Below are 12,575 nucleotides of genomic sequence, written 5' to 3' on the forward strand. Positions count from 1 at the left end.
GCTCTAAGCCTGAGAAGCCTTTCCATCCATGTAAAGGACAAGCTATGCAAAGTGAACTGAAGCACTTCTACCACGAGGAGCTTGTTGCCGCGCTTAAGGCTGAGGGACTGCGTAATTTCCCGAAGGCCTTCACCCACCTGGAACGGGCCCATATCCTCAGCCAGCGATTTGCTCTGGCCCATGCTGCGACTCATCTGCGCATGCTCAGACTCGGTTGGCGCACCCATGACTTTCGGGAGGTACTGGGACAACTGACCCGGGCCATTGCAGCGTTGCTGTTTTCCCGTATCTGGGTTCCGATTGGCAATACGGGGCGCGTCAACGTCAGTCCATTTGAACCAATGCCTCTGCCTGAAGACCTGGCTCATGTGCTGAAGAAAGTGAACGACCAGTAGTCTCTCGGCCCGTATACCAGCGTTGACCTACAGACCGGTGACCTCACTCAACGGCAAGCGACCGATCCGGTCGTTGTGCAACGTGCCGAAATACAGGTCGTCGCCATACACTTCCACGGACGTGATTTCCTGCAGGTGCTCCCCGGAGGGATCATGCAGGCTGGTCAGGATCTCGCCGTTTTCGTCCAGGGCCAGGGCGAAGCCATAGCGTTGCGCCTGCGGCTGGATCGCGTCGGGCAGCTTGGCCACGACGTTCTTGATCCAGGGAGTCGGATGAATGCGATCCACCGTCGCGTTACGCGGCGTGGCCAGGGCCACCCAGAAACGCCCGCTTGGGTCCCGGGAGATGCCGTCCGGAAATCCTGGCAGGTTATCGACGAAGAGTTCACTTTGCCCTGCCTTCTCGCCACTGAGCCAGAAACGCTGCACCCGATAGCGATAGGTCTCGTTGACCAGGACAAACGCTTCGTCCGGATCCACCGCGATACCATTGGCGAAGTACAGGTCCTCCATCAACACCGTGGTCTCACCGGTCGAGGGCTCGTACTTCAGCAGGCGGCCGTGGGGGCGCGCCTCCAACAGGTCGAGTTTGTAGTCCGGCTGATGGAAGCGGCTGCTCGCATCGGAGAAATAGATGGTGCCATCCGCCGCAATGTCCAGGTCATCGGTAAAGGCGAAGGATACGCCATCGGCCTCGGTGGCGAGCACGGTAATGTCCCCCTCCGGGGAGACGGACAACAGCCCCTTCCAGGCATCACAGACGATAAGGTTCCCTGCTGCATCAAATTCCAGTCCCAGTGGACGCCCGCCGGTTTGAACCCAGTCCTCGACGCTGCCATCCCGACCGATTCTCATGATGGAGCCGGTGTGAGTGCCGCCGTATACCCTGCCCTGATCATCCACCGCCACGTCTTCGGGCCCGACCAACTCACCCACAGCGAGTAGATCGGCCTGCTGCAACGTGTTATTGGGTGCCAGTGGCCCCGTCATCGGGGGTGCCTTGGGCGGTTGATAGGCTACGGAATCCACCGGCGACGGCCAGAACAGCACCCAGAGAACAACCGCGACGAGGACGAACACAACAGGCACTAGCAAGCGTTTCATAGGCATCCTTTCTACTGATTTGTTGTTGTCGACGGTCGCTCCTTCTGCCCGGCGACCGGGGCACACTCAATTCTTTTCCGAACAGGAAATCTGCGAGGCGTTGGTGACCCCGGGAGGCTCCAGGGTAATCGCCGACACCATCCAGCACCAGGAACTGGTAGGCCCCTCCTCCAGATCGGCGCAGGTATCCACACGCTGTATTTCCCGTTGTGCGCATTGGGCAACCAGTACACCAGTGTCGGAGCCGGACGTCCAGCGGACACGAACCTCCACATCCTCGCCAGTCTGTTCCGGTGGGACTGGCTCAACCACAAGGGCTTCGGCGTTGAGCCCATGGCGTGCCAGCCATTCCAGTGTTGCGGTTTCGGCGCACTGCTGTGCCGGCGTCAGCCCGCCGTTGCCCCGATAGCACGGCAGGTAGGCCTGGCCACGGATTTCGTGCTCCAGTAACGCCCGCGTGTGATCACGGCCGATGCGGCCATATTTACGCCTGGATGGAAACGTGATCAGGCTCGCCGCCAGCCGGCAGCCCCCAAGGTGAGAACTTTCCCAGAGATCCACCGGCAGCTCCCGCTGTGCGATCTCGCCCTGGAGCGCCCGGTAGGTGTCATACCCGAATTTTGCGCAACACTTGTCTTTCTTGCCATGGGTGCAGCACAGCATCACCGGGTTGTTCACCGGATGGCCTGCCCATGACGCAAGATCACTACCCTGCTGCACATGCTCCAGGAAGTCCTCAAGCTGGCCCGGTGTAACGTCAAACGCCAGGCCTTCCGGAAACAGCAGTATCCGATGGATATCCTCCGGCTCATGACGACGGTAGATCAGGTTGACCCGCCGACCGCCGGCGGCAAGCCCGTCCAGTTGGGTAACCAGCGATGGCGCCATATTGCTGGCGTGACGCAGGTTGCGCTCCCAGTAGCGGCGGGGCCAGCTCAGCAGCAGGTTGCGTTCAGGATGGGTGGCCGTGCCCGGTAACGGATCCCCTGCCCTGACGCTTTCAACGGCGCAGAACTGCTTCGGGTTACCCATTATCCGGTTACCACACTGGCTTCGGTTGGTTCCGGTGCGGCGACGTAACCCGGTCGTATCGGGATGCAGACCGGGCGGCCCGAATCCGGATCGGCGACAATCCGGGCGTCCAGGTCGAACACCTCTTTCAGGTTGGACGAGGTGAAGGTGACCGATGGCGTCCCTCGATGGCGGATCTCGCCGGCCTTCATCATCACCAGCGTGTCGGCATAGGCAGCGGCCAGGTTCAGATCGTGGAGCACCACCAGCAAGGTACGGCCGCCTTTATGGGTCATGGTGGCCAGCAGTTCCAACAGATCCACCTGGACCTTCAGGTCGAGAAACGTCGTGGGTTCGTCCAGCAGCAGAAGGCCGGTCTCCTGGGCCAGCACCATGGCGATCCAGCAGCGCTGTCGCTGGCCCCCGCTGAGGCTATCCACCGGTCGGTCGGCGAACTGGGTGACAGCCACCTCCGCCATGGCAGCCTCCACCGCTTCCTGATCGCGGCGGGACCACTGGCGCAGCATGGACTGGTAGGGAAAGCGTCCGAGCGCCACCAGCTCACGGACCGTCAGGCCATCCGGTGCCGTGGGACTTTGCGGCAGTATCCCGAGCATACGCGCCACGGCCCGGGTTGACTGGCGATGGATATCGTTGCCATCCAGCAGCACCCGTCCCCCGTCCGGTGTCATGGTCCTGGCCAGGGTTTTCAGCAAGGTGGACTTGCCGCACCCGTTGGGCCCCAGGAGTACGGTGAGCTTGCCGGGTTCCAGGGTGAAATCCACATTCGCCAGGACGGGGCGTTCCCCATAACCAACGGTCAGGGAGTCACCGTAGAGAACACGTGGCGTCGTGGATTGGTTCATAAAGTGTGGGCAGCTATGGCTGGGTCGTTATGAATGGATAGTATCGCTTTATCCGATGGAGCAATGATATTATTACCAATTCTCATTTACAATAACTGTGCTGCCCTGGAGCCATTCGACCCGCCCGTGCTTTTCACTTTAAGACCCACTCTTATCCTTTTGTTTTTGCTTACCTTCAGTGCCGGTTCCGTGGTATCCGGAGCTAATCATCATGCCGTGGAAGTGCGACATTCGCTGGGCACCGCCACCATCACTGGCACCCCGTTGCGGGTGGTGTCCCTCTACCAGGGGGCGTCCGACAGCCTCGCCGCCCTGGGCATCCGGCCGGTCGGCATGGTGGAATCCTGGACACAGAAGCCCATCTACGACTACCTGGGCGACCGCCTGGGCCAGCCCAGGATGCTGGGCATGGAGACCCAGCCCGACCTGGAGGGCATCGCCTGGCTGCAACCGGATCTGATCGTGGGCGCCCGGTATCGCCATTATGAGGTTTATCCCCTACTCGACCAGATCGCCCCCACCGTGATTGCGGAAGATGTCTATGACTTCCGGTCGTTGCTCGGGATGGTTGCCCAGGCTACCGGGCGGACCGACAGGGCCCAGGCCCTGCTGGATCAGTGGGATGCCAGAGTTGAAGACTTCCAGGGCCGTATCCGGGAGAAGCTGGGGGACCAATGGCCCATGGAAGTGGCCATCCTGAGCTTTCGTGGCGACCATGCCCGTATCTATTACCAGGGTTTCGCCAGGCAGGTGCTGGACGAACTGGGTTTCCTGGCGCCTCCGGCCCACCGCAAGGAGAGCTGGGGCATCAAGCTGACCAGCCAGGAAAGCATTCCCGCCATGGATGCCGACGCCGTGTTTATCTTCATGCTGGATGATCCGGCCATACAGCGGACCTACGAGGACTGGACCTCCCACCCGCTGTGGGAAAACCTTAGTGCCGTGCGCCGTAACCAGGTGTTCCAGGTGGACCCGGTGACCTGGAACATGGGCGCCGGCATTATCGCCGCCCATCGTCTGCTGGACGACCTGTACGACCACTACGGGCTTGAGGACGGTGTCTCGGAAGGCTGCATCCTATGCTGAACTCCCCCCTCGCCCGATCCGCCGGCGGCCTGACCTGCCTGCTGCTCCTGGCCCTGGCAGCGGTGGCCAGCCTGGTGTACGGCAATATTCCGGTGACCCTCAGCACCCTGCTGGACAGTCTGTTGGCCTATGATGCCGGCAACATACAGCACCTGGTCATCCGGTCCGAACGGGTATCCCGGACCGTGGTGGCGGTTGCCGTGGGCGCCGGACTGGCCGTTGCCGGAGTGCTGATGCAGTCCCTCACCCGCAACCCCCTGGCGTCGCCGGGCATCCTCGGCATCAACGCGGGCGCCCTGTTCTTCGTGGTGGCCGGCGCCACCCTGTTCTCTCTGTCATTGCCATCGGACCTGATCTGGCTCGCCTTCCTCGGGGCCGGGGTGGCTGCGGGATTCGTCTTCACCCTCGGCCAGGAACCTGGCCAGGGGCTCTCGCCGGTACGAACGGTACTGGCCGGTGTCGCCATCACGGCCCTGTTCGTGTCTTTTTCCCAGGGCCTGCTGATCATGAATCAGGACCGGCTGGAGAGTCTGCTGTTCTGGCTCGCCGGATCGGTATCCGGTCGTTCACTGGATTCGGTGGCTGCCCTTCTGCCCATCATCGCAGTGGCCATCGTGATAACGCTCCTGATCGCACGTCAACTCAACCTGCTGGGCATGGATGACGAGGTGATCCAGGGCCTGGGCCTGAATGTGGTTCGCACACGGCTGCTCTGCGTGGTGCTGGTGATCGCCCTGGCCGGCACCGCCGTGGCCATTGCCGGGCTGATCGGGTTTGTCGGGCTGATCGTGCCCCATATCGCCCGGGCCATCTTCGGTACTGACCACCGCTGGCTGCTGCCCACCTCCGCGCTGATCGGGGCGGCCCTGCTGCTGATCGCCGACACCGTCGCCCGGCTGGTGATCCCGCCCCAGGAAATCCCGGTGGGGGTGGTCACCGCCCTGCTGGGAACACCACTGTTCCTCCACCTGGCCCGCAAGACCCGGAGCCTGACATGACACGACCAATGGTGCTCCGCGCCCCTGACGACCGCTGGTCACTGAAACTGAATCCGCACACCCTGACGGTCACCACGGCCATGGGCCTGGCGCTGGTACTGGTGGCCGGCCTGTCCCTGGGCACGGGCAGCCATCCGGCGTCGTGGCTGGAGGCGATGTCGGCCCTGGTGGCCGGGGACGATCCCGGCCTGCGGCTGGTGGTGATGGAAATACGGCTGCCCCGGGTGCTTATGGCGATCCTGGCGGGGGCCTCCCTGGGCATCGCCGGCCTGATCCTGCAGGGACTGGTTCGCAACCCCCTGGCCTCACCGGACGTGATTGGCATCTCCAGCGGGGCCTCCGCCGCTGCCGTACTGTGCCTGTGGCTGTCCAGCGCGGCCTGGCTGGTGCCTGCCGCCATGGCCGGCGCCCTGGCCGTTGCCGGCCTGCTGGTAACGCTGACCTGGTACAAGGGCATCAGCCCGGGGCGTCTGGTGCTGGTGGGGGTTGGCCTGGCGGCGGGCCTGGACGCCCTGACCACCCTTTTGCTGGTGATCAGCCCCGACACCACCGCCATGACCGCCTTTATCTGGCTGACCGGCAGCCTGTACGCTGCTCAATGGCACGATGTGCTGGGTCTGGCCCCCTGGCTGCTGGTCTGCCTGCCCATCGTGCTGGCCAAGGCCCGCCACCTGGATATCCAGGCCATGGGCGATATCGCGGCCCTGGGACTGGGCAGCGCCGTGCAGCGCCACCGGCTGCTGTTCCTGCTGGTGGCCGTCGCCCTGACCGGGGCCTCGGTGGCCCATGTGGGCGCACTGGGATTCGTGGGGCTGATCTCCCCTCACCTGGCCCGGCGCATGGTGCGTTCGGGGCATCCGGGGCTGGTGATGCTGACGGCCTTCAACGGTGCCATTATCCTGGTGTGTGCGGACCTGGTGGGACGGATGGCGTTCCTGCCAAGGGACCTGCCGGCGGGGATCTTCGTGTCGGGGATCGGTGCGCCGTTCTTCGTGTACCTGCTTTATCGGATGAGACGGTAGGCGGGAACCAGGCAATAAAAAAGGGGCCCTGAGCGGCCCCGATACAGAAAGGCAAGGTACAGTGGAGCCTGTGCGGGCAGCGTTGCCGCACAGGCTCCCAACCCTCAGAAATCGAGTTGGTAACCCAGGCTGACCGTCCGGCCACGGCCCCGGAAATAGTAGTCATCACTGACACGGGCGGCCTGTGAATAGTAGGTGAAGTAGTCCGTATCCAGCAGGTTCTCGATGCCCAGGGATACCTGGCCCACCGGGCTGCGGTAGACGACAGAGCCGTCCAGCAGGCCGTAGCCGTCGAAGTCCAGTTCGTCGTTATCCACGTTGCGATCCAGGAAGTGACTGTACTGCAGGTGGCTGGACAGCACCGGCGCCCAGGCGGCGGACCAGGACAGCTTCACGGTCTGCGGTGGAATATTGATGCCGGTGAGCTCGGTATCCACATCGCCGTCGCCATCGGTATCCGATTCACCGTCCGTGTAGGTGTAGGACGCGCCCAGTTTATGCTGGTCGGTGACCCGGGCACTGGCGGTGATCTCCGCCCCCTTGATCTCGGTTTTTTCCCTATTACCGACCCAGACGCCGTTTTCCTCGGTCAGCCGCTCGCCATAGTCGGAGTCCGACTCGTAGTAGCTCACTTCCAGCTCATAACGATCCCAGTCAAACCGGGCGCCGATTTCACGCTGCTCGGTAACGATGGGCTGCAACTCCAGCAGGGTGTCCACATCCTGGCCAGGCGTGCTGATACCCCGCAGTACACGACCCACGTCCGGCATGCCGAAACCTTCGGAGTAGTTGGCATACACCTGGGCCCAGTCCGTCACCTGGTAGATCAGGCCACCGTTGAACAGGGTCTCGTCAAAGTCCGGCTTGCCGCCTTCCACGGTCACGTTGTCCTGGGTGACGTTGCTGCGGTCGATGGTCTGGTAGGTGTCCACGTCCAGTTCCGCATGCTCCTGGCGCACCCCGGTATGCAGGCTGAGCCGGTCGGTCACCTTGATGTCACCCTGGAGGAACGCCGCCACATTGCGGAAGCGGGATTTCGGCACGTACACCCGGTCCGTATGCACCAGCACCTGTTGGGTTTCATCCTGCAGCAGGTCCAGGCCGGTGGTCAGGCTGAGGTGGTCATTGAACAGGCCGCCCCGGGTCAGGGTGAACTTCGCCCCCAGCTTGTCGGATTCGTTCCGGGTCTGGTCATACTGGGTGTTACCGTTTCCATCCTCGTAAGGGAAGTACGGCGTGGTGGCGAACTGGGCCCGGAAGGCCTGGCTGTATAGCTGTGCGTCCACCTCATTGCCCAGCCAGTCGGCGTGACTGTAGGACAGCCGTGCAGTGGTGACTTCGTTGTAGCCAGGGTCTCCGGGAAGGTCCCCTTTCTCCGCTGTGGTGGGAACACCGTTGTCGCGGTCACCGGACACCGGGCGGTAGTCGTCGCCCCCTTCCAGGTCGAAGCGATTGACGAAAAACTCGACATTCTGGTTATCATCGATCCAGTAGCCCACCTTCGCCAGCAGGTCGTAACTCTGGGAGTTCTGGATCTCACCGGGATAGGCAATGCCGATGGGCTCATCCTTGCCATCGTAATACACGCCCCGCTCCTGGAAGCTGGCCCCGGCCAGGTAGTCCCACTGACCGGACTGCCCACTCAGCCGGTAGCCCAGCTTGTAACCCTGGCCATCCGAGCTGACATCGTCATCGGTGGTCACCTTGGCCGTTACCGACTGCTTCAGGCTGCCACTCTCCGGCTCCCGGGTGACGAAGTTGATGATACCGCCGGTGGCGCCCAGGCCATGCTCCGCGCTGGCACCGTAGATCACCTCGATCCGCTCGACCATGTCCATATCGATGGTGTAGCTGTCCCGGGCACTGTCCCGCAGCGGATTGGTCTGGGGTACACCATCCACCATGAACAGCGGCGCCCTGCCCCGCAGGGTTTCACCGGCGTTGGTGAGCTTCTGCCGGCCCGGTGAATAGGACGGAATCAGGTTGCTGAGCACCTGCCCGGGGTCATCGGAAATGGCCAGTTGCTGCTCGATTTCCTCCCGCGAGATGATCCTGGTCCGTTGGGGCGTCTGGTTGACCGTGGCACGGTTACGGGTGGCGGAAATCACCAGTTCCGGCATGGCAGAGGCGGCGGAGTCCTCACTACCGGTTTCCTGGGTATGGCCGATGGCCGGCGCCAGAGCGGTGATGCCCGACGCGAGGAGCAATGACCTGGAATTCAACAACGTCATAATCTGGTTCCGTTCTTCGTGGATTGTGCCTGCTGGCCGTCTCGAACAGTAAAACGGGCCAACGAATTCGGTACGAACGGTAACCGTTATCATTTGCATTTGCAAGAAAAGGCAGGCCCGGCCAGGAATATCGACGGATATCAGGGCGGTTCCAGATTCCGGGAGAACCGATCCTTCCAGGCACGGTGCCGGTTTTCGGGTGCTCCTGTTCAGTCCGCGGTTGCGGTCCTGGCTGACCGTGTCCCGTAGCTCTTGCCGATCTCACTGTCGAAGTAGGACAGAGCATCCTCCTCAAGCCGGTAAAGCTTGGAGGCCTGCCCCCGGGCGCCCAGGGATTTTCTCTCGCCGGTATCCACCAACAGGCCGGGATTCACCCATCGGCTGAACACCGTCTGCTTGGTCACCCGGATGCCAAAGGTGTCATAGGCATCCACGATCTGGCTGACCGCCACCTTCTCCGGTAACAGGTAGAGCAGGAGTGACGAGTACTTGATCTTGTTGAGGAAGGCGTCGTAGGCGTTGGCCACCAGGGTACGGTGGTCGAACGGCAAGGGGCACCCACCCTGGAGGATCGACGCCAGCGGGGCCCAGCGAATGCCCTCCCGGGTCTGAAGGGACTCGGTGTCGTCCCGGTTAAACAGACACAGGTGGGGGATGGTGACCGACCACCCCAGCGTCGGATCCCGCTGAAGGCTGCCTTCCACCCTCACCTGCTCCAGGTAGCTCGGCATCGGGCCGACCTTTTGCCGCATGATGCGGGTAACCGCATCGTCCAGGGTCTCATCGAACTCTCCCCCTTCTTCTACCGGCTGCTCCCACACCCAGCCTCCCACCAGGGCATCACGGCCCTTCTCCGGGCCCCGCTGGCGTTGCTGGAGCATGACTTCCGGTTGCCCGGAATCCGGGTTCAGTCGCAGGCAAATAAAGTCGAGGGTAACAACCATTCAGTGTCTCCGGTTGGTATTGTGATAGACCACAGGATAGCAATCGCATTTTTTTAGTCAAACTGTTTGACAATTAAAAACCGCCGCTATAGATTAATGGTCAAATGAATTGACGAAAGGAAGCCGACCCCATGAACACCACCGTCAGCAAGGAACTGTTTCGTGACCAGTTGATCACCAGTGCCATGGACACCGACGCCTACAAACTGCACATGCAGCAGGTGGTGTTCGAGAAGTACGCGGCGATACAGGTGAAGTACGAATTCCGCTGCCGCACGGACGAAAACCTGGCGGAGTTCGCCGGTGAGATCCGGGAAGGCATCTACGCCCTGGAAGGTGTCACCTTCACCGATGACCAGCTCCTGTACCTGAGCCGCATCCCCTTCCTGAAGCCGGCGTACATCGACTTCCTGCGCCAGTTCCGCTTTGATCCCCGCCGCTATGTCACCGTGCGGGTGGAGGATGGCGAGCTGGTGATCCGGGCGGAAGGTCCCTGGCTCTATACCATCCTGTTCGAGATTCCGGTACTGGCGGTTGTCAGCGAGGTCCGCAACCGTAACCGCTACGGCATGGTGGACGAGGAAGTGTTCCGGGAAGTGCTCTACCGCAAGGTGGCCCACCTGCAGGCGGAGCTGGACCGCCGGCGGATCAGCAACTTCCGGTTTGCGGATTTCGGTACCCGGCGACGGTTCTCCTATAACGTACAGAGGGATGTGGTGGCCTACCTGACCCGCGCCATGCCGGACAACTTTATCGGTTCGAGCAACTACCACCTGGCCCGGGAATACGGCCTGACGCCAATTGGCACCATGGCCCACGAATACCTGCAGGCGCACCAGGCCTTCGTGAACGTGTCCCGGTCCCAGAAGGAGGCCCTGGAGGTCTGGAACCAGGTCTACCGGGGACGGCTCGGGGTTGCCCTGACCGACTGCATTACCACCGATGCCTTCCTGAAGGACTTCGATTACCTGTTCTCCGTCCTGTTCTCGGGGGTGCGTCACGACAGCGGCGACCCGTTTGTGTGGGGCGAGAAGTTCATCCGCCATTACCAGGACTTCGGCATCGACCCGAAGACCAAGACGCTGGTGTTCAGCGACAGCCTCGATTTCGACCGGGCCCTGGATATCGCTGAACACTTCCAGGGACGGATACAGACCAGCTTCGGCATCGGCACGTTCCTGACCAACGACCTGGGGGACTTCACCCGGCCTGACGGCGAGGCGTACCGGCCCCTGAACATCGTGATGAAGATGGTGGAATGCGACGGCATGCCGGTCGCGAAAATCAGTGACGAACCGGGCAAGAGCATGTGCAACGACCCGGTCTACCTGGCCAACCTCAAGGCCCGGTTCAACGTGGAGTAAGGAGACAATGATGAGCGACAACACGACCTTGAGCGCTACGGATATCCTTCGGGAATGGGCCGTCCAGCCTACGGAGGAACGGAACTGGCTGCAGGAGATCGACACACGCGTAGCCTTCCTGCAGCAAACCCTGCTCAATGCCGGTCGTAACCGCCTGGTACTGGGTATCAGCGGCGGCGTGGATTCGCTGGTGGCGGGCCGGCTCTGCCAGTTGGCCATCGAGGGTCTGAAGGCGGACGACCCCAATGCCACCTTTATTGCGGTACGCCTGCCCTACGGCATCCAGGCCGATGAGAGTGACGCCCGGGCCTCCATCAGCTTTATCCGCCCTGACCGGACCGACACCGTGGACATCCGCCCGGCCGTCGATGCGCTGCACGGCGCGGTGATCGGTGCCGCCGAAGAAGCCGATCAACGTCCCGCGGAGGCCAACCTCGACTTCGAACGGGGCAACGTCAAGGCGCGGGTCCGCATGACCGCGCAGTATGAGATCGCCGCCCTGAACAACGGCCTGGTGGTGGGTACCGACCACAACGCCGAAGCCGTAACCGGGTTCTTCACCAAGTGGGGCGACGGCGCCTGCGACCTGCTGCCACTGCGGGGTCTGAACAAGCGCCAGGTGCGGCTGCTGGCCAAGGCCCTGGGCGCGAGCCCGGAACTCTATGAAAAGCCGGCCACGGCCGACCTGGAGGACCTGCGGCCACAACGCTGCGATGAAGAGGCCCTGGGAATGCCCTACGACGTGATCGACGATTTCCTGGAAGGAAAAGACATTGCCGAGGCCGACCTGCGCAGGATCAAGGCGCAGTACCTGAGGACGGAGCACAAGCGCGCGGACCCGCCCGCCGCCATGGGGCCCTTTGTGGCCGCTTCGTCCAACTGACCAAGGGAGGAAACGCCATGAACAGAGTCATCGCTGCCTTCGATGTGGATGCACAGAAGACCTTCACTCCCCTGTGCCCGGACGAGTTGCCGGTACCAGGAGGCGATGAAATCGTCGATGAACTGAACACCAATGCCGCCCTGGCCCGGTTCCGGATCGGCTCCCGGGATGCCCACCCGGACAATGCCCGGTGGATTGCCGACGATCCGGCCGACGTGTTCTCCCCGGTGGAGGGCGACAACATCGACGTCCGCTGGCCCCGTCACGCCATGATGGGCACCCGGGGCTTCGAGTTGCTGGATGGCCTGCCCCACCCCATTACCGGCTATGACTTCATGGTCAGCAAGGGGCTGGACGTGGACTGCCACCCCTACGGAGCCTGCTACCACGACCTGGGTGACACCCGCAGCACCGGCGTCATCGAGTTCCTGGAAAGCCGGGGCGTGACCACGGTGATCGTCGGCGGGCTGGCCCTGGACTACTGCGTGGCCACCACCGTCATGCAGCTCAGGGCGGCGGGGTTCGAGGTGATCCTCAACCTGGCCGCCAGCCGGGGCATCGCCGAAGCGTCCGTTGAAAAAGCACTGACCGATATGCGTGAGGCGGGCGTTCTCTTCGCCAGCGACAGCCGGGAAGTGAAGGGCCTGCTGGCCTGAAGATGTTACCAGGGG

General features: G+C 62.5%; 12 protein-coding genes. 7 read left to right on the plus strand and 5 right to left on the minus strand.

Annotation, left to right across the window (positions count from 1 at the left end):
* The first annotated feature begins 44 nt into the window (after window positions 1-44).
* Window positions 45-395, plus strand: a complete 351-nt coding sequence (locus tag ACJO2E_RS07255; RefSeq protein WP_406963217.1) for a DUF3703 domain-containing protein — start codon at window positions 45-47, stop codon at window positions 393-395.
* A 27-nt stretch (window positions 396-422) separates the two neighbouring features.
* Here the strand turns inward: ACJO2E_RS07255 and ACJO2E_RS07260 are convergent, their stop codons facing one another.
* The 3 genes from ACJO2E_RS07260 to ACJO2E_RS07270 form a co-directional block, all read right to left on the minus strand.
* Window positions 423-1,499, minus strand: a complete 1,077-nt coding sequence (locus tag ACJO2E_RS07260) for an SMP-30/gluconolactonase/LRE family protein (RefSeq protein ID WP_406963218.1) — start codon at window positions 1,497-1,499, stop codon at window positions 423-425.
* 66 nt (window positions 1,500-1,565) lie between these two features.
* Window positions 1,566-2,531, minus strand: a complete 966-nt coding sequence (locus ACJO2E_RS07265; protein WP_406963219.1) for a ferredoxin family protein — start codon at window positions 2,529-2,531, stop codon at window positions 1,566-1,568.
* Window positions 2,531-3,376, minus strand: a complete 846-nt coding sequence (locus tag ACJO2E_RS07270) for an ABC transporter ATP-binding protein (protein ID WP_406963220.1) — start codon at window positions 3,374-3,376, stop codon at window positions 2,531-2,533. The genes ACJO2E_RS07265 and ACJO2E_RS07270 overlap by 1 nt, the downstream gene beginning before the upstream one ends.
* Before the next feature lie 216 nt (window positions 3,377-3,592).
* On the opposite strand from ACJO2E_RS07270, the gene ACJO2E_RS07275 reads away from it, so the two are divergent.
* The 3 genes from ACJO2E_RS07275 to ACJO2E_RS07285 are packed head-to-tail and all read left to right on the plus strand — an operon-like array spanning window position 3,593 to window position 6,482.
* Window positions 3,593-4,462, plus strand: coding sequence for an ABC transporter substrate-binding protein (locus tag ACJO2E_RS07275; protein WP_406963221.1), 870 nt, complete (start codon window positions 3,593-3,595; stop codon window positions 4,460-4,462).
* Window positions 4,456-5,460 carry a FecCD family ABC transporter permease gene (locus ACJO2E_RS07280; RefSeq protein ID WP_406963222.1) on the plus strand — a complete coding sequence of 335 codons (1,005 nt, stop codon included), beginning with the start codon at window positions 4,456-4,458 and terminating at the stop codon, window positions 5,458-5,460. The genes ACJO2E_RS07275 and ACJO2E_RS07280 overlap by 7 nt, the downstream gene beginning before the upstream one ends.
* Window positions 5,457-6,482, plus strand: a complete 1,026-nt coding sequence (locus tag ACJO2E_RS07285; protein WP_406963223.1) for a FecCD family ABC transporter permease — start codon at window positions 5,457-5,459, stop codon at window positions 6,480-6,482. The genes ACJO2E_RS07280 and ACJO2E_RS07285 overlap by 4 nt, the downstream gene beginning before the upstream one ends.
* A 104-nt stretch (window positions 6,483-6,586) precedes the next feature.
* Here ACJO2E_RS07285 and ACJO2E_RS07290 read toward each other — a convergent pair whose 3' ends face one another.
* Together ACJO2E_RS07290 and ACJO2E_RS07295 are read right to left on the minus strand one after the other, a co-directional pair.
* Window positions 6,587-8,713 carry a TonB-dependent receptor gene (locus ACJO2E_RS07290; RefSeq protein WP_406963224.1) on the minus strand — a complete coding sequence of 709 codons (2,127 nt, stop codon included), beginning with the start codon at window positions 8,711-8,713 and terminating at the stop codon, window positions 6,587-6,589.
* A gap of 209 nt (window positions 8,714-8,922) precedes the next feature.
* A complete protein-coding gene (locus tag ACJO2E_RS07295) occupies window positions 8,923-9,657 on the minus strand; it encodes an NUDIX hydrolase (RefSeq protein ID WP_406963225.1) in 735 nt (244 codons plus the stop codon).
* 131 nt (window positions 9,658-9,788) lie between these two features.
* Here ACJO2E_RS07295 and pncB point away from each other — a divergent pair, with 131 nt between their 5' ends.
* From pncB to ACJO2E_RS07310, 3 genes are read left to right on the plus strand one after another with little or no spacing between them, the layout of a single operon-like run.
* Complete coding sequence (gene pncB / locus ACJO2E_RS07300; RefSeq protein WP_406963226.1) at window positions 9,789-11,021, plus strand: nicotinate phosphoribosyltransferase; 1,233 nt, start codon at window positions 9,789-9,791, stop codon at window positions 11,019-11,021.
* Between the two features lie 10 nt (window positions 11,022-11,031).
* The gene (gene nadE / locus ACJO2E_RS07305; RefSeq protein WP_406963227.1) at window positions 11,032-11,904 is read left to right on the plus strand and encodes an NAD(+) synthase; all 873 of its coding nucleotides are present in this window, start codon (window positions 11,032-11,034) and stop codon (window positions 11,902-11,904) included.
* A 17-nt stretch (window positions 11,905-11,921) separates the two neighbouring features.
* Window positions 11,922-12,560: an isochorismatase family protein gene (locus ACJO2E_RS07310; protein WP_406963228.1), complete on the plus strand. Its 639-nt coding sequence runs from the start codon at window positions 11,922-11,924 to the stop codon at window positions 12,558-12,560.
* The last annotated feature ends 15 nt before the right edge of the window (window positions 12,561-12,575 follow it).

This window comes from Marinobacter shunpengi, from assembly GCF_045449695.1.
Taxonomy (GTDB): domain Bacteria; phylum Pseudomonadota; class Gammaproteobacteria; order Pseudomonadales; family Oleiphilaceae; genus Marinobacter.

Coding starts and splice junctions, on each gene's coding strand:
- ACJO2E_RS07270 (WP_406963220.1), bottom strand. CDS start 3,376: ATGAACCAATCCACGACGCCACGTGTTCTCTACGGTGACTCCCTGACC.
- ACJO2E_RS07290 (WP_406963224.1), bottom strand. CDS start 8,713: ATGACGTTGTTGAATTCCAGGTCATTGCTCCTCGCGTCGGGCATCACC.
- ACJO2E_RS07280 (WP_406963222.1), top strand. CDS start 4,456: ATGCTGAACTCCCCCCTCGCCCGATCCGCCGGCGGCCTGACCTGCCTG.
- ACJO2E_RS07310 (WP_406963228.1), top strand. CDS start 11,922: ATGAACAGAGTCATCGCTGCCTTCGATGTGGATGCACAGAAGACCTTC.
- pncB (WP_406963226.1), top strand. CDS start 9,789: ATGAACACCACCGTCAGCAAGGAACTGTTTCGTGACCAGTTGATCACC.
- ACJO2E_RS07285 (WP_406963223.1), top strand. CDS start 5,457: ATGACACGACCAATGGTGCTCCGCGCCCCTGACGACCGCTGGTCACTG.
- ACJO2E_RS07260 (WP_406963218.1), bottom strand. CDS start 1,499: ATGAAACGCTTGCTAGTGCCTGTTGTGTTCGTCCTCGTCGCGGTTGTT.
- ACJO2E_RS07295 (WP_406963225.1), bottom strand. CDS start 9,657: ATGGTTGTTACCCTCGACTTTATTTGCCTGCGACTGAACCCGGATTCC.
- nadE (WP_406963227.1), top strand. CDS start 11,032: ATGAGCGACAACACGACCTTGAGCGCTACGGATATCCTTCGGGAATGG.
- ACJO2E_RS07265 (WP_406963219.1), bottom strand. CDS start 2,531: ATGGGTAACCCGAAGCAGTTCTGCGCCGTTGAAAGCGTCAGGGCAGGG.
- ACJO2E_RS07255 (WP_406963217.1), top strand. CDS start 45: ATGCAAAGTGAACTGAAGCACTTCTACCACGAGGAGCTTGTTGCCGCG.